The following is a 23,396-nucleotide window of genomic DNA, read 5'->3' as shown; positions in this document are numbered from 1 at the left end:
CCCTCCGAGGAGAGCCGTGGGTCGTGAGCGCGGTGCGGTCAGACGCCGCGCGGACCCTGCTGGGTCTTGAGCAGATCGCGGATCTCGACGAGCAGCTCCGCCTCGGTCGCGGCGGCCGGCTCCTCCTCCGGCTCCTCGGCGGGCGTGCCCTTGCGTGCCTCGACGTGCGCCTTGAAGGTGTTCATCGGCAGCACGAAGACGAAGTAGACGACCGCGGCGACCGCGAGGAAGCTGATGATCGCCGAGATGAGGTCGCCGATCGGGAACGTGACGGTCTCGCCGTAGATGTTCGGAACCTGGATGCCGAACTGCCCCGCGGCGTCCGCCTTGAGGAAGAGCGCGATGAGCGGGTTGATGATGCTGTTCACGACCGCTGTGACGATCGCCGTGAAGGCGGTGCCGATGACGACCGCGACGGCCAGATCGATGACGTTCCCGCGGAGCAGGAAGTCCTTGAAACCTTTGAGCATGGAAACCCCCAAGTCGACTGGGCCTCAGTTCGAGGCGGGAGTCGACGCAGCGGCCGGTTTGGCGCTCGTCGTCGAATCCGACTTCGATGATGCCGAAGCATCCTTCGAACCCCCGGATTTGGCGCGCGAGTCCGTGCGATAGAAGCCGGAGCCGTTGAAGGTCACGCCGATCGAGCCGTACTGCTTGCGCAGCGCGCCGCCGCACTCGGGGCAGACCGTGAGCGCGTCGTCGGAGAAGCTCTGGACGGCGTCGAACTGGTGCCCGCACGCGGTGCAGGCATAGGCGTAGGTGGGCATGGCGGTCCTTGCGGGTCAGCGTCGCCGAGGCGACAGATGCAGCGTCTGCGACGGGGTCACGATGCCGTCGACCGGCTGATCGTGCACCTCGCGCGGCAGTTCGTCGAGTACCTCGGAATCATAGATCACCGCGTACACCGGAGGGCACTTCTCCATGGAGCCGATGGTCTTGTCGAAGTAGCCGCGGCCCCAGCCCATGCGCATCCCCGAGCGGTCGACGGCGGCGGCGGGGACGATCATCAGATCGACGTCGTTCACCGCGATCGGCCCGAGCACCTCGCCGGTGGGCTCGGGCAGCCCGTACAGCCCTTCCGCGATCTCGTCGGTGTCGTCGGCGACCGCCCAGTCCAGCAGTCCGTCGGAGCGGGTGACCGGGAGGAGCACCCGGATCCCGCGGCGGACCGCGCGCGTGACGAACTCCCTGGTGCCCGGCTCCGTGGTGGTGGAGAGGAAGCAGGAGACGGAGCGGGCGCCGAGCTCGTCGACGAGGGCGTCCAGCCGTTCGCCGATCGCCGTGGCAGCGGCTTCGCGCTGGGGATCGGACAGCAGCTGCCGCCGCTCGCGCAGCTCCGCGCGGAGGGCTCGCTTGGCGTGCTCGACGTCGTTAGCCATGGTCCGAGTCTAGGGCGGCCCCCACCGGTAGGCTGTGGGAATGGCTCACGAGAAGATCAAGGCTGTCATTCCCGCTGCCGGGCTGGGGACACGATTCCTGCCCGCGACGAAGGCGATGCCGAAGGAGATGCTCCCCGTCGTCGACAAGCCGGCGATCCAGTACGTCGTCGAGGAGGCGGCGAACGCCGGGATCGAGGACATCCTCGTGATCATCGGACGCAACAAGAATGCGATCTCCAACCACTTCGACTCCGTGCCGGAGCTCGAGGTGAAGCTCATGGAGAAGGGCGACACCGGTCGCCTGGAGCGCGTGATGAAGTCGAGCGACCTCGCCGACATCCACTTCGTCCGTCAGGGCGAGCCCAAGGGTCTCGGCCACGCCGTGCTCCGCGCTCGGACGCACGTCGGCGACAGCTCGTTCGCGGTGCTGCTCGGCGACGACCTCATCGATGAGCGCGACCCGCTGCTCACGGAGATGATCGCGGAGCACGAGCGCACCGGCGCCGCCGTCATCGCCCTCATGGAGGTCGACCCGGACAGCATCCACATGTACGGGGCCGCCGCCGTCGAGCCGATCGAGGGGTCGGACGCCGTTCGTGTCACGGGCCTCGTCGAGAAGCCCGCGAAGGAGGACGCCCCGTCCAACCTCGCGATCATCGGACGCTACGTGCTCCCCGCGTCGGTCTTCGAGATCCTCGAGCGGACCGAGCCCGGCAAGGGCGGGGAGATCCAGCTCACCGATGCCCTGCAGGAGCTCGCGACGGCGGACGGCGGACCGGGCGTGGTCGGCGTGGTCTTCGGAGGCCGCCGCTACGACACCGGCGACCGCGTGGACTACATCAAGGCGATCGTGCAGCTCGCGGCCGACCGCGACGACCTGGGTTCGGAGCTGCGCCCCTGGCTCAAGGACTTCGCGGAGCGCCTCTAGGCGCCTCGCGGTCGTCGGAGGTGCGGCGTGGAGCTGTCGACGGGGATGCGGCACGGACCGGTCGAGCTGCGTCTGATCCGGACGAAGGACGCGCGGCCTCTGCAGCAGGAGCTGCTCGCGAACCGCGCGTGGCTGCAGCCGTGGGAGGCGACGATCCCGCACGGGGCGGTGTCCTTCGACATGCGGGTCAGCATCCGCCGGCTGCTCCAGCAGTACCGGGATGGCGGCGGCTACCCGTTCGTCATGGAGTACGACGGTGAGGTCGCCGGGCAGCTGAACGTCTGGGGCGTCGCTCGGGGCTCGCTGTGCTCGGCGACGATCGGGTACTGGGTGAGCGAGCGCTTCGCGGGGCGGGGGATCACCCCGACCGCGGTCGCGCTCGCGACCGACGCCTGCTTCACGGAGTACGGGCTGCATCGGATGGAGATCTGCATCCGGCCCGAGAACGCCGCGAGCCTTCGCGTGGTCCAGAAGCTCGGCTTCCGGTACGAGGGGCTGCGCCGGCGGTACATCCACATCGACGGGGACTGGCGCGACCACTACGCCTTCGCCCTCACGCAGGAGGAGGTTCCGCAGGGCGTGCTCGCCCGGTGGATCCATGGACAGGTGCCGCCGCACGCGGCGACGATCCCGCCGGCGGACCGCATCAGCCTCTGACATCGCCCGTTGCGGAAGGACACGCCGCGACACGCGCCCCGACTGCACGGCGCGGCCGGTCCGCCGCCGTTACCGTTGTCCTATGGACGGGCCGGTGCTGAGCGGGGGAGTGATCGTGCTCGTCGCCGTGCTCCTGTGGATGCTGTACCTGCTGCCCTCCTGGCGCGGGCGCTTCCAGTACAACGCGGCCGAGCGGAACGCCGTGCGGCTCAATCAGGCGCTGCGGATCCTCGCCGAGACGAGCGAGACGCCCAGCGAGGTGCACATGGAGCTCAACGCCCGCACCGTCGTCGCGCAGCAGAAGCTCGCGAAGCGGCTGCAGGCCCAGCGGGAAGCCGCGGAGCTCGAGGCCCTCCGCCAGGAACTCGCCGCCACGCGGGCCGACCCCGTGATCCGTCGCGCCCGGGTCCGCCGACGCGTGCGCCTGACGGCGACCGGCGCGCTCGTCCTGGGGCTCGCCGCCGTCGGGCTCGGCATCTGGCAGCTCCTGGCCACCGGGGGAGCGGTGCTCCTCTGGAGCGGTGGGGTGGCAGCCCTCATCGCCACCATCGTCCTGCAGCGGATGGCCGCGGTCGCTGTGCGCGCTGCCCGTCGTCCGCAGCCCGCGGCCGTCGAGACCGTCGCGGAGAGGGTCGCTCCGGCCCTGCATGACCAGGGCCCCGCCACCTGGACCCCGCGCCCGCTCCCGGAGCCGATGGTGTCGGTCACGGGATCGCGCGCCCAGGCGGCTCGCGCCGAGATCGATGCGCAGGAGGAGCGCCGCAAGGCTGCTCGGGTCGCCGCGCTCCGCGCCCGCGCCGAGGAGATGGCGCCGGCAGCGCCCGTCAGCCTCCCGGCAGCGCCGGCGGCAGCGGCGGAATCCCCGTACGCCCGCATGGGCTTCGTCGACGACGCGGAGATCGAGGCGCACGTGCGCCAGCTCCTCCAGCGTCGGGCCGCCGGATGACCGTCGCGGTGAGCGCGGGTCTCCTTCGCTGACGCCTTCGTGCCGCTCCCGGCGAGCGGTTCCGGCCGTCTCGGCCGCACGGGCACACCGGAAACGCGCGCGAGTGTCGCTCCTCGCGTCCCGCCCGCTCGGGGCCGTAGAGTCGTGGGATGGGAACCATGCAGTACGGCTCCGGCAGCGAGATCCAGATCGAGGACCGCGCCCTGGCCCATCTGAAGGTCGCGATCGCGACCAAGCTTCGCCGGAACGAGAGCTTCACGCTCTCCTGGAAGCACCCCGACGGCGACGTGCCGGGACGTTCGACGATCTGGCTGCATCCGTCGATCCCGCTGCGCTTCACCTTCTCGGAGCCGGAGACGCCGGAGTTGAACGTCAAGTGGATCCAGGCTCTCATGGTCGAGGCGAGCTCGTCGGGAGGCATCAGCCTCGTGGACGAGGTCGTCGACGGTCCCGCCGACTGAGCGCCTCCGCTACTCGGCGGGGTACGCCTGCGCGGTGAGCTGCCGCGCGAGGTGCGCCGCGTTGCGGGTCGCGGTCGCGATCGCGGAGCTCACGGCCTCCGGAGTCTCATCGAGGTCCTTGTAGTCCACGGTCTGCATGGCCTCGCCGTTCCAGTACACCGACGTCTGGGCCGGGATCGTGTAGCCGATGTCGTTCAGCGCCTGGAAGAGGATCGCGGAGATGTGGTGCGCGCCGTCCTCGTTCCCGAGGACGCCGGCGATCGCGACCTTGTCGAAGAGGATCGGGCGGCCCTGCTCGTCCGTCTCGCTGAGCTCGGCGTCGAGGCGCTCCAGCACGCGCTGGGCGACGCTCGAGTGCTGTCCCATCCACGTCGGCGTGACGAACACGAGGATGTCGGCATCGAGGACTCGCTGACGCAGGGCCGGCCACTGGTCGCCGTCGCCCATGTCCTTCTCGACGCCGGGGCGGATGTCGTGGTCGACGGCACGGACGAGGTCACCCGTGACCCCGTGCTCGGCGAGGGCATCGAGCAGCTGACGCGCGAGCAGATCGGAGCTCGACGACGCGGGGTAGAGCTTGAGGGTGCAGGAGATCGCGAGGGCGGTGAGGGAGGTGTCCATGCTCCGACTCCATCAGAGATGCGGGCGGCGGCACAGGGCCTTTCCGGGTCCGGGCTATCCTGGTAGAGCACCGACGACAGGAGATCCCGTGATCCTCAGCTTCCTCTTCTTCATGATCATGTTCCTCGGAGGCTTCTGGCTGCTGGGGATCGCCCACGAGATGCCGGACACGCTCGCCGCGCTCACCTTCGTCGGCGGCATCCTGCTCGTCTCGCTGGCTCTCGGGTTCGCGATGCGCCAGCGCGGTTCGGCCACGCGTCGCTCCAAGAACTGGACCGGCAGCCCGACCGAGTGACCGCCGCGGGGCGGCGCCCCGCGCTCACCGTCGCCGGGCGAGCCTCGCTTCGAGGTTCGCCCGCACAGCAGGCCACTCCGGCTCGATGATGGAGTACTCCACGCTGTCGCGGAGTGCGCCGTTGCGGTAGCGGCTCATGGCCCGCATCACACCGTCCTGCTTCGCGCCCAGTCGTTCGATCGCGGCGCGGGACTGGAAGTTCACCCACTGGGTCGTCAGCCCGACCCGGAAGATCCCCAGCGTCTCGAAGGCGTGGCGGAGGAGCAGCAGCTTCGACTCCGCGTTGGTGCCCGTGCCATGAGCGGACGGCCGGTTCCAGGTGTATCCGATGTGCAGTCGGGGGACGTCGGCGACGATGTCGTAGAACGACGTCAGTCCCAGCACGCGTCCGGCGGCGTCGAAGGCCGTGAAGGGCACCATCTCGCCGGTAGCGACGAGGTTCAGGCGCCGGTCGACCTCGGCCGCGACGCCGTCGGGCGCCGGAACCGAGGTGTACCAGGCGGTCTTCCACAGGTCGCCTTCGGAGACCGCTTCGACGAGGCCGTCGACGTGCGACCGGTCGAGAGGGCGGAGCTCGACGAGCTCGCCGGTGAGAGTGACGGGGGCGGGGGCGACGTGGAAGGCCATGGTGTCATTCAACCAGCGTCGCCCGCTGTGCCCGGCCCTCAGGCGGGGATGGCCAGGTGCTCGCGGCGCAGCACCCGCTGGAACGCGAGGACGATCTCGATCGTGACGTCGAGCTCGAAGGCCAGGCTGGCCAGATGTGTGCCGCGGAGCTGCTCCGCCGCTGCGTACGCCGCCGGCGTGATCAGGCGTCGCGCGGCCCACTCATCGGCCTGCCGCTCCTGTCGAGCCCGAAGGGCTGCCTGCCACGTGGGCTGATGACCGAGGTGAGCGTGACCGAGCTCATGGGCGAGCACGCTGCGGGCGGTGCGCCTGCTCATCCCCGGGGCGAGCCGGATCGTGCGTGTGACGGGCTGGAAGCCCCCGGGGGTGAGACCTGCGCGTTCGATCACGCGGAGACCGAATTCGTCGGCCAGACGGAGAAGCTGCTGCATGGGCCTCCGTCCGGTCGGTGTCGTCTACTCGTAGAGGTCGTCGGTGTCCGTCTCGCGGGTGGATCCGGATTCGAAGGCGACCTCGCGGGCATTATCGCGTGGGGTGGCGACATCGGTGCGGCGCCGGAGGGGAGTGACGATCGCCGACATGCCGTCGGCGGCCAGACGCTCCTCGGCGCGGGCCACGAGGACGTGCGGCTCGACGCCGAGCGTGGCGCACACCGCGTAGACCACCGGCACGGGAATGGCGCGCTTGCCCGTGACGTAGTTGTCGAGGGCGCTCCGGGCGATGCCCACATCGCGTGCCATGGCGGCGATGCTGCTGCGTGCCGCCGCGATCTCCGCCCGCATCTGACGGCCGACCGCCTCGTTGAACTGCTCGGCTGGTGTCTTCATCCGGCTCACCTTAGCAGCGCACCGAGAGCAGGATGCCGTCATATTGGTAGCTGAGGGCCCTCTCGGTGTCCGTGCGTGGCGGTACCGTAGGCGCATGGGGACAGAATTGCGTCATCTGATGGCATCGGCCGTGGAGGCCGCTCGCTTGCACGCCGGAGTGTCGTTCATCGAGCTCTCGGAGCAGACAGGGATCGCGCCGGCCGCGCTGGCCGACCTCCTCGAGGAGCGCGCGGACTTCACGATGGAGGATGTGGCGGGGATCGCGGCGGTGCTCGAGGTCCCCGTCACCCGGCTGCTGCCCTGCGCGCCCTGAGACGATGCCCGCCCGCGCCTCGGATGGGGCGAGGCGATGAAGTAGCGTGGGCGCATGAAGACCGTACCCTTCGGATCGACGACCGCTCCGGCCCTGATCGCCGGGATGATGCGCATCGACAGCCTCGACGACGAGCAGATCCGCGGCCTGTATGCGACCGCACGGGATGCCGGGATCGACTTCTTCGACCACGCGGACATCTACGGCGGGGAGATGCACCACTGCGAAGCGCGATTCGCGGACGCTCTCCGGCTCAGCACCACGGAGCGGGACGAGATCGTGCTGCAGACCAAGTGCGGCATCGTGCCGGCGCAGGGCATGTTCGACTTCTCCTACGACCACATCGTCGGGCAGGTCGAGGGCTCGCTCGCGGCCCTCCGCACCGACCGCATCGACGTCCTCCTGCTGCACCGGCCGGACGCCCTCGTCGAGCCGGATGAGGTGGCTCGCGCCTTCGATCACCTCGAGTCCTCGGGCAAGGTGCGCGCGTTCGGGGTGTCGAACCACACCCCGTCGCAGATCGAGCTGCTGAAGACCGCGGTGCGGCAGCCCCTGGTCGCGAACCAGCTCCAGCTGTCCCTCACGCATGCGCCGATCATCGCGCAGCCGGTGGCGGCGAACATGGCGGGCCATGACCAGAGCATCGCGCGCGACGGCGGCGGCATCGTGGACTACTGCCGGATCCACGGCATCACCGTGCAGGCCTGGTCTCCGTACCAGAGCGGCTTCGGCGGCGGCGTCTTCCTCGGGCACCCGGACTACCCCGAGCTCAACGCCGTGATCGAGCGCCTGGCGGGAGTCCATGGAGTGACACCGACCGCGATCGCCACCGCCTGGATCACCCGGCACCCCGCCGGGATGCAGGTCGTGCTCGGCACCACGACGCCGCACCGCGTGCAGGAGGCAGCGGCCGGAGTGGACGTCGTGCTCACCCGCCCGGAGTGGTACGAGCTCTTCCGTGCCGCCGGACACCTGCTGCCGTGAACCCTCGGCTCCGGTCCGTGCGTCGTCTACCCTGAACCCATGCCGTTCCTGTTCTCGCTCCTGGTCATCGCGCTGATGATCGGTGCGCTGATCGACATCATCACGCGCGACGACTCGCAGGTGAAGCACCTGCCGAAGATGGTCTGGATCATCATCGTGATCCTGCTGCCGTTGATCGGCAGCGCGCTGTGGTTCGCGCTCGGGCGGGAGTACGGGGAGGGTGGCGTTCCGCTCCCGCGGATGCGGCGCGCCGAGCGCCCCGCGGCCCCGACGACGACGGTCGCACGCCCCGCGCCGCCGGTCGACGTCCGGTCCACCGAGCAGCAGATCGCGGACCTCGACCGGGAGATCGAGGAGTGGCGGCTGCGCGAGGAGATCGAGAAGCGGCGTCGGGAACGGGGAGACGACGCTCTTCCGTCGTCCTAGCCGCCGAGCGGTGCGGCCTGCCAGGATGCCGTCATGAGCATCCTCGTGAACGTCGACAACTTCGCCCTCGCCGAGACCCACCGCATGATGCGCGACCTCCAGAAGGAGGCCGGGGGCGTGGACCGGTTCCTACACAACCGGGCTCCGGCCGCGATCGACCGGCAGACCGTGATCCGGCTGAACCGCGACACGCTGTACAGCTTCGCGGTCCTCGACATCAGCGAGGGCGCGACGTTCAGCATCCCGGAGCACGGCGACCGTTACCTCTCGGCGATGGTCGTCAACGAGCACCACTATGTGGATGCGATCTTCCACGAGGCGGGCGAGCACACGCTGACGGAGGCGCAGTTCGGGACGCCGTACGTCGTGCTGGCCGTGCGCATCCTCGTGGACCCCGCGGACCCGGCGGATGTGGCGGAGGTGGGGGCGCTGCAGGACCGCATCGCGCTGCACAGCGGATCGGCCACGCCCTTCGCGATGCCGGACTACGACACCGTCAGCCTCGATGAGACCCGCCAGGCGCTGCTCGCGTTGGCCCGGAACCTGCGGGGTTTCGACCGCATGTTCGGCAGCGAGGACGAGGTCGACCCGGTGCGGCACCTCATCGGCACGGCGGCGGGCTGGGGAGGGCTTCCCTCATCCGAGGCGAGCTACATCGGCGTCGATCCGCGTCTGCCGGTGGGCCGCTACGAGCTCACGGTCGACGAGGTCCCCGTCGACGGCTTCTGGTCGATCTCGGTGTACAACGCCGACGGCTTCTTCGAGCCGAACGATCGCGAGGCCTACACGATCAACGACATCACCGGCGTCCGCAACGACGACGGCACGATCACCGTCCGCTTCGGCGACCATCCGGAGGGCGTGCCGAACGTGCTCCCGATCACGGAGGGCTGGAACTACCTCGTCCGCCTCTACCGCCCCCGCCCCGAGGTGCTCGACGGCAGCTGGACGTTCCCGACGCTCCGGGAATCGGCTTGACCCTGACGCCGCGTGAGGCCCGATCGTGGAGTCATGACTGATCACTACAACGCTTTCGAGATGAGCCCGGTGCCGGCGCCGGGCCCCGACGCGGTCGCACCGGAGCTGTTCCGGGGCATCTACGGGATGCCCGCCTTCGTCACCATCCCTACGACGGACCTCGCCGCCTCGGTCGAGTTCTGGACGCGGGGCCTGGGCTTCTTCGAGCTCTTCGGGGTGCCGGGGCGGATCGTCCACCTCCGGCGGTGGGCCTTCCAGGATGTGCTGCTCGTGCCGGGCGAGACCGCACAGGAGACAGCACCCGGCCTGCGGGTCAGCTTCGCGTGCGTGCTCGGCCAGATCGAGCCGCTCGTGGCGGCCTGTCGTGCGTGGGGTCCCGGCACGGTCGGGGATCCGATCGACACGCCCTGGAACACCCGGGATGTGGAGATCGTGACCCCCGAGAACGTGCGCGTCGTCTTCACGGCGGCGAAGCCCTACGAGCCGGCGAGCGTCGAGGCGGCCACCCTCGCGGAGATGGGCATCCGTCCGCCCGCGGACACGGCGGAGGTCGGAGGAGGAGTGGATGCCGGATGACAGCGGCGCCGCGGACCTGACCGTCGGTCGGGCCGCGGCGCTCGCCGGGGTGACGGTGCGGACGCTGCATCACTGGGACGACATCGGTCTAGCCCGTCCGTCCGCGCGTTCGGCGGCCGGATACCGGGTGTACACGGACGTCGATCAGGAGCGCCTGCGGCGCATCGTCGTCTATCGCGAACTCGGTCTCGGCCTCGAGGCGATCCGCCGGCTGCTGGACGATCCGGCCACGGACATCCTCACCGCGCTGCGCGCGCAGCAGGAGCAGCTCGCGACCCGGATCGCACGCCTGACCGATCTGCAGGCTGAACTGGAGCGGATGGTGACCTCCCACGAGCGCGGCCTGATGCTGAGCGCGGGCGAGCAGCGCGCGGTGTTCGGGCCCGATTGGGACCCGTCCTGGCCTCTCGACGCGCGCCGCCGCTGGGGCGACACGGTGCAGTGGCAGCAGTACGCGGAGCGATCCGCCGCGCGCGATGCGGGGGAATGGCAGGCGGTCGCGGACGCGATGCGGGAGTTCGAGTCCGCCCTCGCGACGGCCATGGATGCCGGTGTGGCTCCCGGGACGGCGGACGCCGATGCGCTCGTCGAGCGACACCGTGCGGTGTTCTCGGCATACTTCCCGTTGAGCAGGGAGATGCAGGTCGTGCTCGGTCGGCTGTTCGTCGCCGACCCCGGCTACGCGGCGCACTACGACGGCATCCGCGCGGGGCTGGCGGAGTGGTTCCGCCGCAGCATCGAGGCCGAGGCCCGGCGTCATGGCATCGATCCGGAGTCAGCGGTCTGGCGGTGACCCCTCTGCGCCCGCCGGGTCAGGCCGCGTGCGTCCGGGGATTCGCGTCCGTGACGGCGAACGAGGCACGGACGGCCTCCTCGAGGTCCGGGTAGCGGAAGGTGAAGCCGGCGGCGGTGAGCTTCTCGGGGAGGACCCAGCGGCTCTTGAGCACGAGCTCGGTCTCGGTGCGGATGCCGATGGCGCCGAGCTCGAGCATCCAGCGCGGCATCGGCGGGCCGACCTTCGCCCCTAGCACGCGGCGCACGGTGGCCATGAAGGCGGCGTTGTCGACGGGGTGCGGCGAGGCGGCGTTGACCGGTCCGTCCAGAGCGGGGGTCGCTTCGAGGAACTCGATGATGCGCGCCACGTCCTCGATGTGGATCCAGCTGAAGCGCTGTCGCCCGCGACGGGCGCCGGGGTGGTGGGCGGTACCGGCGGCGCGGCGCGCGGGGCCGACCGGCCAGAACCCGTCGTACTGCGGGCCGCCGAGCCCCCGCCGCGCGAGCGTGCGCAGCGGTTCCAGCACACCGCCGTCGCCGAGGACGATGGCGGTGCGGAGGGCCACGCGGCGGGTGCCGGGGAGCGCGTCGGCGAAGAGTGCACGCTCCCACGCCTTGGCGACCTCGACCGAGAAGCCCGTGCCGATCTCGCCGGAGGACTCCGTCATCGGCCGGTCCTCGGCGTGCCGGTAGATCGTCGCCGTCGAGGAGTTGATCCACAGCGGGGGCGGGGTGGCCGCGCGGGAGATGGCGCGGCTCAGGGCCGCGGTCGTGTCCAGGCGGGAGCGGAAGATCTCGGCACGGTTGCGCGGCGTGTAGCGGCAGTTCACGCTCTTGCCCGCGAGGCCGATCACGAGCGAGGCCCCGTCGACGGCGGCGTCGATGCCGTCCTGATCGCTCCAGGTGAGGTCGCTTCCCGAGCGGGAGATCGTGACGACCTCGCGCCCGGCATCCCGGAGTCGCGCCGTGAGGAATCGCCCCATGAACCCTGTGGCCCCGCCGATGACCGCCCGGTCCGTGCTCATGCGCTGTCGTCCTTCCGATCGGGTTCGAGGGCGTAGTCGAAGTTGCCCCGGTACTCGTAGAGGCGGCCGAGGAGCGGGGCGTCGACCGTCAGGCGCACCCGCTGACGACCGGCCTCGTCGTCCCAGCGCTCGACGAGCCGGACCACGGGAGCCACGATCCGCGGGATGCGGAGCCGGAAGCGCCCGAGACGGATGCCCACCGCGCGACTGGTCAGGTGCAGGGCGCCCGCGCGGGGCTCCACGGCGAAGCAGGCGATGACAAGCCCGGGCTCGCCGAGCTCGTCGACGATGCGGCCGTGCCGCGTCGGTGCCACGGCGTCGCGCATGACCCACGGCCCGCTCGCGAACCGGAAGGTGCGCTCGGCGATCGCGCGGGAGGCGATGGTCCGGTTCTCGATGCGGAAGGGCACGTCGCGCTCCCAGCGGGCGGCGATCACCCCGCGCCGCTCGAGGCGGCGGAGGAGCGGCCAGAGCGCGCGGCGCGGCGTGCCGACGCGCTGGAACGTGCCTTCGCCGACGCCGACCATCCCGTCCGGGACCGCCTGGAAGTAGGTCCGGAGTCGGGGGTGAAGCTCGGCGAGGCGCTCGCCGAGGGCCCTCGCGTACGGGGACTGCGGCACGGGCGTCACGGTTCGAGCCTAGCCCTCGGGGACGCCGCCCCGGCCCGTGCCGTCCGCCGGGCGGAGCAGACGGTCGAGGAGGGCGAGGGCCTCGTGCTGCGGAGCCGTGTCGTCCAGCAGCCACTGCGTCTGCAGGCCGTCCGAGGCCGCGACGACGAGGGCGGCGACCGCGAGAGGATCGACGTCGGCCCGGATGCGCCCGTCCGTCTGCTGCTCGCGGACCGTCTCGGCGATGTCGGCCCGCAGGCGGGCGAAGCGCTCGGTCGCGAAGGCGCGGGCGGCAGGATGGCCCTCCTCGAGCGCGCTGGCGACGAGCGTGGAGTACAGCTGCACCAGACCGGGGACCTCGCGGTTGGCTCTGGCCGACCGGATCATCCCCTCGACGGGGTTCGCGGGTTCCGGCTCGGTCTTGCGTCCCGGGGCGTTGCTCTCGACGTAGACCGCGACGAGCAGCTCCTCCAGCGACCCGAAGTAGTGGGTGAGGGCGGCATGCGTCACCCCCACCTCCTTCGCGATCGCCCGCAGACTCGTGCGGTCGGCGCCGCGGGCCGCGAACACCTCGATCGCGCGGTCCAGGATCTCCTGGCGGCGGGCGATGCCCTTGGCGTACGTCCCGCGGGGACGCGGGCGTCCGGAGTCGTCGGAGGGGGCGGCGGGCATGTCCCGAGTCTATCGACAAGAAACTTCCACCTGGAGGTATTCGGTGCTAACGTGCCTGCAGGGCGCGCAACGCCCGCCTGTCACCGACGACCGAGGAGCACGACCGATGACGATCCAGACCTCTCTGCAGCTGTTCACGATCCGCGAGCAGCTGGAGGCCGACCTCGAGGGCACGCTCGCCGCGGTGGCGGCGCGCGGGTTCACCGCGGTCGAGCCCTACGACTTCGTGCGCCGGGCGGACGACATGGCCGCCGCCGTGTCGGCCGCGGGACTGACCGCCCCGTCCGGGCATGCGTTCCTCGCGACCCCGACCTTCGTGCGCCCGGACGGCTCCGGCACCACGGCTCCCGTCCCTCCGCCCGCGGAGGTCTTCGCGGCCGCGAAGACGCTCGGCATGGACACGGTGATCGATCCCTACACCGAGCCGGCGCGCTGGGAATCGGTCGACCAGATCGTCGAGACCGCCCGGCTGCTCAACGAGGCGGCGGAGATCGGCGCGGAGGCCGGTGTCCGAGTCGGCTACCACAACCACGCGCATGAGCTGGAGGCGGTGTTCGACGGGGTGACCGGGCTGGAGATCCTCGCGGGGCACCTCGACGAGCGCGTCGTGCTGGAGGTCGACCTGTACTGGGTCGCCCGGGGCGGCGTCGACCCGGTGGCCCTCGTGGAGCGTCTCGGCGAGCGCGTGATCGCGGTGCACGCGAAGGACGGCACCCTCGACCCCGCGCTGCTGGACGCGTACCCGCCGGCCGATCAGGTGCCCGCGGGCGACGGGGCCGTGCCGCTCCGGGAGGCCATCGCCGCCGCGCCCGCGCTCGAACTCGCCATCGTGGAGTTCGACCACTACGACGGTGACCTGTTCGACGCCATCGAGCGCAGCCGGGTCTTCCTCGACGCCGAGGCCGCGCGCTGATGGTGCGCGGGGGTGGCGTCGTCGGCGTCGGCCTCATCGGCGCCGGAAACATCAGCGATCAATACCTGCAGAACCTCACGCGCTTCCCGGACGTGGAGGTGCGGGCGATCGGCGACCTCGTCGAGGAGCGGGCGCGCGCGCAGGCCGCGGCGTACGGGGTGCCGCGGGCCGGGGGTGTGGAGGTCGTGCTCGACGATCCCGACATCGACATCGTCGTGAACCTCACGATCCCGGCCGCGCACGTCGCCGTCTCGGAGGCGATCGTCGCCGCCGGGAAGCACGTGTGGACCGAGAAGCCGCTCGGCGTGGACCGCGAGGAGGCGCGACGCCTGCTGGAGACGGCCGCAGCGGCCGGACTCCGTGTCGGCGTCGCGCCCGACACCGTCCTCGGCCCCGGCGTGCAGACCGCGAAGCGCGCGATCGCCCGCGGCGACATCGGCCGTCCGCTGTTCGGTCAGACGACCTTCCAGTGGCAGGGACCGGAGATCTTCCACCCGAACCCCGCGTTCCTCTACGCGAAGGGGGCGGGGCCGCTCCTCGACATGGGGCCGTACTACGTCTCGACCCTGGTCCACGTCTTCGGGCCGGTGGCCGCCGTGGCCGCCCTCGGGCTGCAGGGGTCGCCGACCCGCCGCGTGCAGGTCGGCGACCGCGCCGGGGAGGAGTTCCCGGTCGAGATCCCGTCCACGCTCAGCGTCCTGATGGACTTCGAAGGCGGCGGTCAGGCGCAGAGCCTCTACAGCACGGACTCGCCGCTGGTGCGGCAGGGCATCGTGGAGATCACGGGAACCGAGGGCACCCTCGTCATCCCCGACCCGAACACGTTCGGCGGGCCGATCACGATCACCCGGCCGCTGTCCCGGCACTTCGTGCCACCGGAGCCGGTGGTGCAGGAGGTCGTCGATGTCGCGCCGGAGGGGGTGCTCGCGGGGCGCGGGCTCGGGCTGCTCGACATGGTGCGCGCGATCGCGGAGGACCGACCGCACGTCGCCACCGGCGACTTCGGGTACCACGTGCTCGACACGCTCCTCTCGATCGAGGAGGCCGCAGCGCGGCGCACGTTCGTGGAGGTCGCGAGCACGCTGGATCAGGTGGGCGCGCTGCCCGCCGACTTCGATCCCTTCGCGGCGACGTAGCGGTCCACGTTCGCGGGGGAGAGCACCTCGCGGGCGACCATGATCGCCGCCCCCAGCACCGCGGCGCGGTCGCCCGCCTGCGACTGCACGATCGCGAGGTGCTGGGTGGCGAGCGGGATCGAGCGGCGGTAGACGACCTCGCGGACGCCGGCGAGCAGGTGCTCTCCCGCGCGGGCGATGCTGCCCCCGAGCACGATGATCGACGGGTTGAGCAGGTTCACGACCGTCGCGAGCACCTCGCCGACATCGCGACCCGCCTGGCGGGTTGCCTCGATGGCTGCCGCATTGCCGGCGCGGACGAGGTCGACGACGTCGGAGGCGCTGTGCACGTCGTGGCCTTCGGCGCGCAGCGCGACGGCGAGGGCCGAACCGCTCGCGAGGGCCTCGAGATCCCGTTCGTCGCCCGGCTCCCGCCCCGAGCCGGCGCTCATCGGCACCTGGACGTGACCCATGTCGCCCGCCGACCCCTGGGCGCCGCGCTGCAGCTGACCACCGGCGATGATGCCGGCGCCGATGCCGGTCGAGACCTTCACGAACACGAGGTCGTCCACCCGTGGCCAGCTCGTGGCCTGCTCGCCGAGCGCGAGGATGTTCACGTCGTTGTCGACGAGGACCGGGACGTCGAACGTGCGCTGCACGTAGCCGGGGACGTCGAAGCGGTCCCAGCCCGGCATGATCGGCGGGTTGGTCGGGCGCCCCGTGGAGTGCTCGACGGGGCCGGGGACGCCGATGCCGACGCCCACGAGGGGCAGGCCCTCGGCGGTCACGGCGAGCAGGGCCGTCCCCTCCGCGAGGATCGCGTCGAGGAGGGCCTCGGGGCCGTCGCCGATGTCGATCGCGCGGGTGCGCGCGTCGAGGATCACGCCGGCGAGGTCGGCCACGGCGACGGTCGCGTGCGTGGCTCCGAGGTCGACCGCGAGGACGAGTCCGGCGCGGGGGTTGAACGCCACGCGGGCGGGAGGACGACCGCCGGTCGACACCGCTTCACCGGCGGGGCGGAGCAGGTCGGCGGCCAGCAGCGCGTCGACCCGGGAGGCGACGGTGGAGCGGGCGAGGCCGGTGAGGGCGGCGAGCTCCGTCTTGGTGCGCGCGTGTCCGTCGCGGAGGATCTGGAAGATCTCGCCGGTCCCGGGGGAGGGCGTCGCGAGCGGCCTCAGCACGTCAACCATGGCGTCAGTAAAGCACAGCACTTCTCGCAGTCGGCTGTGCGACTTCAGATTCGTTACAAACAACTTTTGACGAAGGGCTAGCAAAAGTCCTGACCGCTGTGTCAGACTCGCCGCCATGACAACGGATGTCACTGACACCGGTCTCGGGACGATCCGAACCGGGATCCTCGGCGGGGGCTTCATGGCCCGCGTGCACCGCACGGCCGCCCGAGACGCGGGCGGCGCGCTGCGCGCCGTCGCCACCCGGTCCGCCCAAGGCGCGAGGGATGCCGCGCAGCTGCTCGGCGCCGCACGCGCCGAGCACGACGCGGAGGCGCTGCTCGACGCCGACGACATCGACGTCGTCCACATCTGCACCCCGAACGCCACGCATGCCGACCTCGCCCTGCGCGCGCTGCGGGCGGGCAAGCATGTCGTGTGCGAGAAGCCCCTCGCCACGACCGCCGCCGACGCCGCCGCGCTCGCCGCGGAAGCCGCCGAGAGCGGGCTCGTCGCGGCCGTCCCCTTCGTGTACCGATACCACCCCATGGTGCGGGAGGCCAGGGCGCGCATCGCCCGCGGCGAGGCCGGGGAGCTGCTCACGCTGGACTGCTCGTACCTGCAGGACTGGATGCTGCGGCCCACCGACGACGACTGGCGGGTGCGATCCTCGTCCGGCGGGGCCTCCCGCGCGTTCGCCGACATCGGCTCGCATCTGTGCGACCTCCTCGAGTTCGTCACGGGTGACCGGATCCGCGCCCTGAGCGCCCGTACCCGCCGGGTCTTCGCCGAGCGGGCCGGGCAGGCCGTCGACACGGAGGACATCGTCGCCGTGCTCGTCGAGACCTCGGCGGGGGCGCTCGGCACGCTGCTCATCTCGCAGATGGCGGCGGGCCGCAAGAACGCCCTCACCCTGGAGCTGCACGGGACGCGGCAGAGTCTGCGGTTCGAGCAGGAACGGCCGGAGGAGCTCTGGGTCGGCATGCGCGAGGAGTCGCGGCTGCTGCTGCGCGACCCCGCCACGGCCGACCCGGAGTCCGCCCGGCTGCAGCGTGTCCCGGCCGGGCATGCCATGGGGTATCAGGATGCCTTCAACGGTTTCGTCGCCGACGTCTACGCCGCGATCGCGGGCGACGTCCCCGATGGACTGCCGACGTTCGCCGACGGCCACCGCGCGGCCGTGCTGACCGAGGCCGTGCTCGATTCCGCCGCCCACGAGGGCCGCTGGACGGAGGTGCCGGCATGACCGCGACGACGACGCAGCCGGTGCTGCGGGTGGCCGGGATCCGCAAGGCGTTCTTCGGCGTGGAGGTGCTGAAGGGCATCGACTTCGACGTGCGGCCCGGGGAGGTGCACGGCCTCGTCGGCGAGAACGGCGCGGGCAAGTCCACCCTCATGAAGATCATCGCGGGCGTGCAGCCGGCCGATGAGGGGACGATCACGTACCGCGGCGCGGAAGTGCGCCACGCGCACCCGCGGCAGGCGATGGACGCCGGCATCGTCACGGTGTTCCAGGAGTTCACCCTGCTCCCGGAGCGCACGGTCGCGCAGAACGTCTATCTCGGCCGGGAGCCGCGGCGCGCGGGGCTCATCGACGTCCGGGCCATGAACGTGCGTACCGGGGAGCTGCTGAGCGATCTCGGCGTCTCCTTCATCGATCCGCAGTCCCGCGTGGGCTCGCTGACGGTGGCCGAGCAGCAGATCGTCGAGATCGTGAAGGCGCTGTCGTTCGACGCGCAGGTGATCTCGATGGACGAGCCGACCGCCGCCCTCAGCGACCGCGAGGTGGAGCTGCTGTACGCGATCATCCGCCGGCTCACGTCCCGAGGGGTCGCCGTCATCTACGTGTCGCACCGGCTGAAGGAGATCTTCGACCTCTGCGACCGGATCACGATCCTCAAGGACGGCGCCCTCGTCTCCACGGACGAGACAGCGGCGCTGACCACCGACGAGCTCGTGCGCCGGATGGTGGGGCGGTCGATCCAGTCGTACTTCCCCGACCCGGTGGCCGGCACGGCGGTCGGCGCGCCTCGACTCGAGCTCGACGGCTGCGGGAACGCCTACGTGGACGGGGTGTCGCTGATGCTCCGTGCGGGGGAGATCGTCGGGGTGGCCGGGCTCCAGGGGTCGGGGCGCACCGAGCTGGTGGAGGGCGTGTTCGGCATCCAGGCCTTCACCCGCGGCGCCGTGCGGATCGACGGGAAGCCGGTGCGGATCGGCGGACCACGCGCGGCCGTGCGCGCCGGGCTCGCCCTCGTCTCGGAGGACCGCAAGGCGCAGGGGCTCGCGCTCGGACAGTCGATCCTCGACAACGCCCTGCTCGTGGTGCGGAACGTGTTCGCGGGACGCGCCGCGGCGTCGCGCCGGGAGGTGCCGGGGGTGCTCCGCACGCTGGAGGTGTCGTCGCGCGGCCTCGACCAGGAGGTGCGCTTCCTGTCCGGCGGCAACCAGCAGAAGGTGGTGCTGGCGAAGTGGCTGCTCACCCAGCCGCAGATCGTGCTCTTCGACGAGCCGACGCGGGGCATCGACGTGGGGGCCAAGTACGCCGTCTACCAGCTCATGCGCGAGCTGGCGGCACAGGGGAAGGCCGTGCTCATGGTCTCGAGCGAGCTCCCGGAGGTCATCGGCATGAGCGACCGCATCCTCGTCATGCATGACGGCGAACTCGTCGCCGAGCTGCCGGCCGGTGCGGCCGAGCACGAGATCCTCGCGGCGGCCACCGGCGCCGACCGCGGTCCTTCGACGAACGGGGGTGCGCGATGAGCCGCCGCACCGGAGCCCGTCTCCGCATCGACTCGACCGTCATCGTGCTCGGCATCCTGCTGCTCGCGCTCGTGGTCGGCGCGATCCTCGTCGCCACGGTCGGTCGCAACTTCCTCAGCCCGGGGAACATCCGCGACATCCTGACCGGGATGAGCGTGCTCGGCCTCGTGGCCATCGGGCAGACGCTCGTGGTGCTCGGGGCCTCGCTCGACCTGTCGGTCACCTACGTCATCAGCCTGTCGAGCCTGCTCGCGGCGACGATGATGGCCGGGAACGCGGGGAACATCCCGCTCGCCGTGATCGTGACGCTCCTCGTGTGCGCGGGGATCGGGCTCGTGAACGGGCTCATCGTGACCGTGCTCAAAGTCAACGGCTTCATCGCGACGCTCGGCGTCGGGCTGATCCTCCAGGGCATCCTCAACACGAACTTCGAAGGCTCGGCGGGCGAGGTCCCGTGGGCGTTCCAGCTCATCGGCGCGACCGGCGTCGGACCGATCCCGGTGTCCACGCTCATCATGATCGCGCTCGCCGTGCTGGTCTGGGTGCTGCTGAACCGCACCCGCACCGGCGCCCATCTCTACGCCGTCGGCGGCGACCCCGAGATCGCGCGGCTCAGCGGCGTGCGCACCCGCCTCCCGCTGATCTGGGCGCACGTGCTGTGCTCCGTGTTCGCGGGCCTCGCCGGACTCCTGCTCGCCAGCCGTCTCGGCGTGGGCAGCCCGACGGTCGGTCAGCAGGGTGGCTACGCGCTGCTCTCCATCGCCGCGGTCGTGCTCGGCGGCACCCTGCTCCTCGGCGGACGCGGCTCGATCTGGGGCACCATCGGCGGCGTCGCCATCCTCGCCGTCGTCGACAACGTCATGAGCGTGCTGCAGGTGAATCCCTTCCTCAAGGACGTGGTGCGCGGCATCGTCATCGTCGCCGCGGTCGCCGTCTACAGCCGGCGGGCCATCGTGCGGCGTCGTCCCCGCTTCGGCGCCGGCGGCACGCGCACCGGGGGAGACGACGCCGCGAAGGCGGCCGAAGCCGACATGGCGGTCGCGGCCGCCGAGCTCGCCGATCCGACCACCGAGGTCGCCGCCGTCGACAGCGCCGGGGATACCGCCTCCGTGCGGGAAGGAGGACGCTCATGAACGCGCTGCGCACGCTCGTCAGCCCCCGCGGGGCGGTCTTCCTGCTGCTCGTGATCCTGCTCGTCGCGGTCGCCGTGCTCAACCCGAGCTTCGCCGAGCCCGGGCAGTTCATGCGGTACCTGCAGCGCGTCGCCCCCATCGCGATCGTCGCGATCGGGCAGTACTTCGTGATCATCGCGGGGGAGTTCGACCTCTCCCAGGGATCGCTCATCACGGCGCAGGTCATCATCGCCGGCAACCTCGTCGGCCAGGACGACGCCCGCACCCTCCCTGTCCTGCTGCTCATGATCGTGTTCGGCGTGGTCGTCGGGCTCGTGAACGGCGTCCTCACGACGCTGCTCAAGGTGCCGTCGTTCATCGTGACGCTGGGCATGATGCTCGCCCTGCTCGGCGGCGTGATGTGGTGGACGGGCGGCGCGGCCACGGGGAACCCGGCCGACAGCTTCCGGGAGATCGGTCGCGGCGGGATCCGCGACCTCCCCGTGCTGGAGTTCCTGCCCTGGGCCGTCCTCCTGCTCGCCGCCTGGCTCGCCCTCGGCATCGTCATCACCAAGCGCCCGCTGGGCAAGACCCTCATCGCGATCGGCGACAACGCCCGCGCGGTGGACTACGCCGGTGCCCGCCGGGCCTGGGTCACGACCCGTGCGTTCGTGCTGTCCTCCCTCTCGGCCACCCTCTCCGCCGTCCTGCTCGTCGGGTACGCGGGGGTGCACCCGTCCGTCGGCCGCGGCTACGAGTTCACCGCGATCACCGCGGTGGTGCTCGGCGGCGTCGTGCTCGGCGGAGGACGAGGGTGGATCGTCGGCGCCGTGGCCGGAGCCTTCGCGCTGGAAGCGCTGTTCCTGCTCCTGAACATCGCGGGCGTGCCCTCCACGCTCCGCGACGCCGTGCAGGGCGTCATCATCATCGCGGCCGTCGCCTATGCGGGGGTCGCCTTCCGAGCCCGCCGCCGGCGCGGTCCCCAGCCGACGGACGTCCCTACCGCGGGGACCGAGAACGCCGAGAACCGCACCACCGCATCAAGCCCTACAACCAGAGGAGATTAGCAATGCGACGATCGATGAAGATCGCCACCGCAGGGGTGGCCCTCTTCGGCCTCATCGCGCTCGCCGGGTGCACGACCGACCCGTCCGTGGCGCCGGCGGAGTCGGAGAACCCCGAGGAGTCTGCCGAGACCACCGAGTGGTTCGACCAGGAGCTCTTCGACAAGCAGGACGAGGAGCGCGGCGTCGACCCCCAGGGCCCCGCCGACCAGCCCTACCTGCAGCACATCAACGCCGAGATGGTCGACACGTCGGAGTTCGCCAGCACCGGCGCCAAGAAGGCCTGCTTCGCGAACGCCTCGATCTCGAACCCGTGGCGGCAGACGGGCTGGATCACGATGAACGAGCAGCTGAAGGTGCTGCAGGAGTCGGGCGCGATCAGCGAGATGGAGACCCGCGACGCGCAGGACTCCGACGACACCCAGATCGCCGACATCGACTACTTCATCTCCGAGGGGAACTGCGACGTCTTCCTCATCTCGCCGAACAGCACGGCGGCGATGACCCCCGCGGTCGAGCGGGCGTGCGAGACGGGCAAGCCGGTGGTCGTGTTCGACCGCGGCGTGAACACCGACTGCCCTGTCACGTTCATCCACCCGATCGGCGGCTTCGCCTGGGGCATCGACACCGCGGAGTTCCTCATCGACAACCTGGAAGAGGGCGACAAGGTCGTGGCTCTCCGGATCCTCCCCGGCGTCGACGTGCTGGAGCACCGCTGGGCCGGAGCCGAGAAGCTGTTCGAGGAGGCCGGGATCGAGGCCGTCGACCACTTCACCGGTGCCGACCCCGCCGAGATCAAGAGCATCATCAGCGACGAGCTCGCCAAGGGTGACGTGCAGGGCATCTGGATGGACGCGGGTGACGGTGCCGTCGCCGCCATCGAGGCCTTCGAGGACGCCGGAGCCGACTACCCGGTGATGACCGGCGAGGACGAGATGAGCTTCCTGCGCAAGTGGAAGGACACGGGTCTCACCGGCCTCGCTCCGGTATACTCGAACTTCCAGTGGCGCACCCCGCTGCTCGCGGCGCAGATGATCTTCGCGGGTGAAGAGGTGCCGAAGGAGTGGGTGCTCCCGCAGAAGCCGATCACCGAGGCCGAGCTGGACGACTACCTCGCGGCGAACGAGGGGATGCCCGACGGCCACTACGCCAAGTTCGGCGGCGAGGACCTCCCCGGCTACCCGACGGTCTGGCAGGAGCGTCAGATCCCGTAACCCCGTGTGCTCCCGCCCTTCCGCTCGGCCCGCGCCGAGTGGGAGGGTGGGAGCACCCGTACGATCACAAGGACAACGATGCCCCGCACGATCGCCGTCAACACCTGGGTCTGGACGTCTCCGCTGACGGACGACACCCTGGAGCCGCTCGCCCGCACGGCGGCGCGGATGGGCTACGACGCCCTGGAGCTGCCGCTGGAGAGCGTCGGCGACTGGGATCCGCTCCGGGCCCGCACCGTGCTGGACGGCCTCGGCATGGGCGCGGTCGTGGTCGGCGCGATGGGTCCTGGTCGCTCGCTGCTCGCGCGCGCCGGAGACGTCGCCGCGACGCAGGACTACCTCCGTGCGTGCCTGGACGCCGCGGCCGTGCTCGGGGCCTCGATCGTCGCCGGACCCTTCTACGCGCCGACCGGCGTCACCTGGCGCATGGACGAGGCGGAACGGGCGGAGGTCGTCGGCGAGCTCCGGGAGAACCTCGCTCCGCTCGCCAGGGAGGCCGCGGCGATCGGCGTGACGCTGGCCGTCGAGCCGCTCAACCGCTACGAGACCAGCGTGCTGAACACCGTGGCGCAGAGTCTGGACGCGCTGGCGCCGCTGCTCGGCGCCGGAGTGGGGCTGGCCCTCGACACCTACCACCTCAACATCGAGGAGAAGCGGCCGGCCGACGCGGTCCGCGCGGCCGGCGCCGCCATCGCGCACGTGCAGGTGTGCGGCAGCGACCGCGGTGCCGTGGGCGACGACCACACCGACTGGCCGGAGATGCTCCGCGCGCTCGACGATGCCGGCTACCGCGGCGCCCTGGGACTGGAGAGCTTCACGGGCGAGAACGCGACGATCGCCGTCGCCGCCTCCGTGTGGAGACCGCTCGCCGCGAGCCAGGACGACCTCGCCGCCCGCAGCATCGCCCACCTGCGCGCCCTCGGTGCCTGAACCCCCGCTCGCGACACGA

30 protein-coding genes are annotated in these 23,396 nt (G+C 71.2%); 19 read left to right on the top strand and 11 right to left on the bottom strand.

The window, feature by feature from the left end:
- Positions 1-38 precede the first annotated feature (38 nt).
- The 3 genes from mscL to B7W94_RS09525 are packed head-to-tail and all read right to left on the bottom strand — an operon-like array spanning position 39 to position 1,379.
- Positions 39-470, bottom strand: coding sequence for a large conductance mechanosensitive channel protein MscL (gene mscL, locus B7W94_RS09535; RefSeq protein WP_025105555.1), 432 nt, complete (start codon positions 468-470; stop codon positions 39-41).
- Positions 471-494: 24 nt separating this feature from the next.
- A complete protein-coding gene (locus tag B7W94_RS09530; RefSeq protein ID WP_025105556.1) occupies positions 495-767 on the bottom strand; it encodes an FmdB family zinc ribbon protein in 273 nt (90 codons plus the stop codon).
- 15 nt (positions 768-782) lie between these two features.
- Positions 783-1,379: a 5-formyltetrahydrofolate cyclo-ligase gene (locus tag B7W94_RS09525; RefSeq protein ID WP_025105557.1), complete on the bottom strand. Its 597-nt coding sequence runs from the start codon at positions 1,377-1,379 to the stop codon at positions 783-785.
- Positions 1,380-1,419: 40 nt separating this feature from the next.
- Between B7W94_RS09525 and galU the strand changes: the two genes are divergently transcribed.
- The 4 genes from galU (at position 1,420) to B7W94_RS09505 (ending at position 4,371) form a co-directional block, all read left to right on the top strand.
- On the top strand, positions 1,420-2,307 hold the full coding sequence (gene galU / locus B7W94_RS09520; protein ID WP_060921777.1) for a UTP--glucose-1-phosphate uridylyltransferase GalU: 888 nt from the start codon (positions 1,420-1,422) through the stop codon (positions 2,305-2,307).
- Between the two features lie 45 nt (positions 2,308-2,352).
- Positions 2,353-2,964: a GNAT family N-acetyltransferase gene (locus B7W94_RS09515; RefSeq protein WP_060921801.1), complete on the top strand. Its 612-nt coding sequence runs from the start codon at positions 2,353-2,355 to the stop codon at positions 2,962-2,964.
- A gap of 82 nt (positions 2,965-3,046) precedes the next feature.
- On the top strand, positions 3,047-3,910 hold the full coding sequence (locus B7W94_RS09510) for a hypothetical protein (RefSeq protein ID WP_085606170.1): 864 nt from the start codon (positions 3,047-3,049) through the stop codon (positions 3,908-3,910).
- A gap of 149 nt (positions 3,911-4,059) precedes the next feature.
- A complete protein-coding gene (locus B7W94_RS09505; protein WP_025105561.1) occupies positions 4,060-4,371 on the top strand; it encodes a DUF7882 family protein in 312 nt (103 codons plus the stop codon).
- 9 nt (positions 4,372-4,380) lie between these two features.
- Here B7W94_RS09505 and B7W94_RS09500 read toward each other — a convergent pair whose 3' ends face one another.
- On the bottom strand, positions 4,381-4,992 hold the full coding sequence (locus tag B7W94_RS09500; RefSeq protein ID WP_085606168.1) for a flavodoxin family protein: 612 nt from the start codon (positions 4,990-4,992) through the stop codon (positions 4,381-4,383).
- Positions 4,993-5,080: 88 nt separating this feature from the next.
- On the opposite strand from B7W94_RS09500, the gene B7W94_RS09495 reads away from it, so the two are divergent.
- The gene (locus B7W94_RS09495) at positions 5,081-5,287 is read left to right on the top strand and encodes a hypothetical protein (RefSeq protein ID WP_025105563.1); all 207 of its coding nucleotides are present in this window, start codon (positions 5,081-5,083) and stop codon (positions 5,285-5,287) included.
- 24 nt (positions 5,288-5,311) lie between these two features.
- Here B7W94_RS09495 and B7W94_RS09490 read toward each other — a convergent pair whose 3' ends face one another.
- From B7W94_RS09490 to B7W94_RS09480, 3 genes are read right to left on the bottom strand one after another with little or no spacing between them, the layout of a single operon-like run.
- Complete coding sequence (locus B7W94_RS09490) at positions 5,312-5,914, bottom strand: GNAT family N-acetyltransferase (protein ID WP_085606166.1); 603 nt, start codon at positions 5,912-5,914, stop codon at positions 5,312-5,314.
- Positions 5,915-5,952: 38 nt separating this feature from the next.
- Complete coding sequence (locus tag B7W94_RS09485) at positions 5,953-6,345, bottom strand: ImmA/IrrE family metallo-endopeptidase (RefSeq protein ID WP_025105565.1); 393 nt, start codon at positions 6,343-6,345, stop codon at positions 5,953-5,955.
- A 24-nt stretch (positions 6,346-6,369) separates the two neighbouring features.
- A complete protein-coding gene (locus B7W94_RS09480; protein ID WP_231729480.1) occupies positions 6,370-6,741 on the bottom strand; it encodes a helix-turn-helix domain-containing protein in 372 nt (123 codons plus the stop codon).
- Positions 6,742-6,835: 94 nt separating this feature from the next.
- Here B7W94_RS09480 and B7W94_RS09475 point away from each other — a divergent pair, with 94 nt between their 5' ends.
- Genes B7W94_RS09475 through B7W94_RS09450 form a run of 6 tightly spaced genes read left to right on the top strand, consistent with a single transcriptional unit; the run spans position 6,836 to position 10,811 of the window.
- On the top strand, positions 6,836-7,054 hold the full coding sequence (locus B7W94_RS09475; RefSeq protein ID WP_238695601.1) for a helix-turn-helix domain-containing protein: 219 nt from the start codon (positions 6,836-6,838) through the stop codon (positions 7,052-7,054).
- 54 nt (positions 7,055-7,108) lie between these two features.
- The gene (locus B7W94_RS09470; protein WP_085606164.1) at positions 7,109-8,038 is read left to right on the top strand and encodes an aldo/keto reductase; all 930 of its coding nucleotides are present in this window, start codon (positions 7,109-7,111) and stop codon (positions 8,036-8,038) included.
- 39 nt (positions 8,039-8,077) lie between these two features.
- Entirely contained in the window at positions 8,078-8,464 is a 387-nt protein-coding gene (locus B7W94_RS09465; RefSeq protein ID WP_025105568.1) for a PLDc N-terminal domain-containing protein, read from the top strand.
- Positions 8,465-8,497: 33 nt separating this feature from the next.
- Positions 8,498-9,442: a DUF1214 domain-containing protein gene (locus tag B7W94_RS09460; protein ID WP_085606162.1), complete on the top strand. Its 945-nt coding sequence runs from the start codon at positions 8,498-8,500 to the stop codon at positions 9,440-9,442.
- 33 nt (positions 9,443-9,475) lie between these two features.
- A complete protein-coding gene (locus tag B7W94_RS09455) occupies positions 9,476-10,018 on the top strand; it encodes a VOC family protein (protein WP_085606160.1) in 543 nt (180 codons plus the stop codon).
- A complete protein-coding gene (locus tag B7W94_RS09450; protein WP_085606158.1) occupies positions 10,008-10,811 on the top strand; it encodes a MerR family transcriptional regulator in 804 nt (267 codons plus the stop codon). Before B7W94_RS09455 ends, B7W94_RS09450 begins: the two co-directional genes overlap by 11 nt.
- A 19-nt stretch (positions 10,812-10,830) precedes the next feature.
- Here the strand turns inward: B7W94_RS09450 and B7W94_RS09445 are convergent, their stop codons facing one another.
- The 3 genes from B7W94_RS09445 to B7W94_RS09435 are packed head-to-tail and all read right to left on the bottom strand — an operon-like array spanning position 10,831 to position 13,097.
- On the bottom strand, positions 10,831-11,817 hold the full coding sequence (locus B7W94_RS09445) for an epimerase (RefSeq protein WP_085606156.1): 987 nt from the start codon (positions 11,815-11,817) through the stop codon (positions 10,831-10,833).
- A complete protein-coding gene (locus B7W94_RS09440) occupies positions 11,814-12,446 on the bottom strand; it encodes a DUF4166 domain-containing protein (protein ID WP_085606154.1) in 633 nt (210 codons plus the stop codon). Before B7W94_RS09440 ends, B7W94_RS09445 begins: the two co-directional genes overlap by 4 nt.
- Before the next feature lie 9 nt (positions 12,447-12,455).
- Positions 12,456-13,097: a TetR/AcrR family transcriptional regulator gene (locus B7W94_RS09435; RefSeq protein ID WP_025105574.1), complete on the bottom strand. Its 642-nt coding sequence runs from the start codon at positions 13,095-13,097 to the stop codon at positions 12,456-12,458.
- Between the two features lie 106 nt (positions 13,098-13,203).
- Between B7W94_RS09435 and B7W94_RS09430 the strand changes: the two genes are divergently transcribed.
- Positions 13,204-14,010, top strand: a complete 807-nt coding sequence (locus B7W94_RS09430; protein WP_085606152.1) for a sugar phosphate isomerase/epimerase family protein — start codon at positions 13,204-13,206, stop codon at positions 14,008-14,010.
- Complete coding sequence (locus tag B7W94_RS09425; protein ID WP_025105576.1) at positions 14,010-15,146, top strand: Gfo/Idh/MocA family protein; 1,137 nt, start codon at positions 14,010-14,012, stop codon at positions 15,144-15,146. Before B7W94_RS09430 ends, B7W94_RS09425 begins: the two co-directional genes overlap by 1 nt.
- Here B7W94_RS09425 and B7W94_RS09420 read toward each other — a convergent pair.
- Complete coding sequence (locus B7W94_RS09420; protein WP_253247421.1) at positions 15,098-16,315, bottom strand: ROK family transcriptional regulator; 1,218 nt, start codon at positions 16,313-16,315, stop codon at positions 15,098-15,100. The two genes, B7W94_RS09425 and B7W94_RS09420, sit on opposite strands and share 49 nt — an antisense overlap.
- Positions 16,316-16,430: 115 nt before the next feature.
- Between B7W94_RS09420 and B7W94_RS09415 the strand changes: the two genes are divergently transcribed.
- From B7W94_RS09415 to B7W94_RS09390, 6 genes are all read left to right on the top strand, one after another.
- On the top strand, positions 16,431-17,540 hold the full coding sequence (locus B7W94_RS09415; protein ID WP_025105578.1) for a Gfo/Idh/MocA family protein: 1,110 nt from the start codon (positions 16,431-16,433) through the stop codon (positions 17,538-17,540).
- Positions 17,537-19,057: a sugar ABC transporter ATP-binding protein gene (locus B7W94_RS09410; protein ID WP_025105579.1), complete on the top strand. Its 1,521-nt coding sequence runs from the start codon at positions 17,537-17,539 to the stop codon at positions 19,055-19,057. The genes B7W94_RS09415 and B7W94_RS09410 overlap by 4 nt, the downstream gene beginning before the upstream one ends.
- Positions 19,054-20,190: an ABC transporter permease gene (locus B7W94_RS09405; protein ID WP_025105580.1), complete on the top strand. Its 1,137-nt coding sequence runs from the start codon at positions 19,054-19,056 to the stop codon at positions 20,188-20,190. The genes B7W94_RS09410 and B7W94_RS09405 overlap by 4 nt, the downstream gene beginning before the upstream one ends.
- The gene (locus B7W94_RS09400) at positions 20,187-21,236 is read left to right on the top strand and encodes an ABC transporter permease (RefSeq protein WP_025105581.1); all 1,050 of its coding nucleotides are present in this window, start codon (positions 20,187-20,189) and stop codon (positions 21,234-21,236) included. Before B7W94_RS09405 ends, B7W94_RS09400 begins: the two co-directional genes overlap by 4 nt.
- A 14-nt stretch (positions 21,237-21,250) precedes the next feature.
- Positions 21,251-22,447, top strand: a complete 1,197-nt coding sequence (locus tag B7W94_RS09395) for a substrate-binding domain-containing protein (protein WP_371259839.1) — start codon at positions 21,251-21,253, stop codon at positions 22,445-22,447.
- Positions 22,448-22,525: 78 nt separating this feature from the next.
- Complete coding sequence (locus tag B7W94_RS09390; protein ID WP_085606150.1) at positions 22,526-23,377, top strand: sugar phosphate isomerase/epimerase family protein; 852 nt, start codon at positions 22,526-22,528, stop codon at positions 23,375-23,377.
- Positions 23,378-23,396: the final 19 nt, after the last annotated feature.

This window comes from Microbacterium sp. LEMMJ01 (assembly GCF_002114135.1).
Classification (GTDB): domain Bacteria; phylum Actinomycetota; class Actinomycetes; order Actinomycetales; family Microbacteriaceae; genus Microbacterium.
The sequence above is the reverse complement of the archived record's forward strand: the minus strand, read 5'-3'. Positions and strand labels throughout refer to the sequence as shown.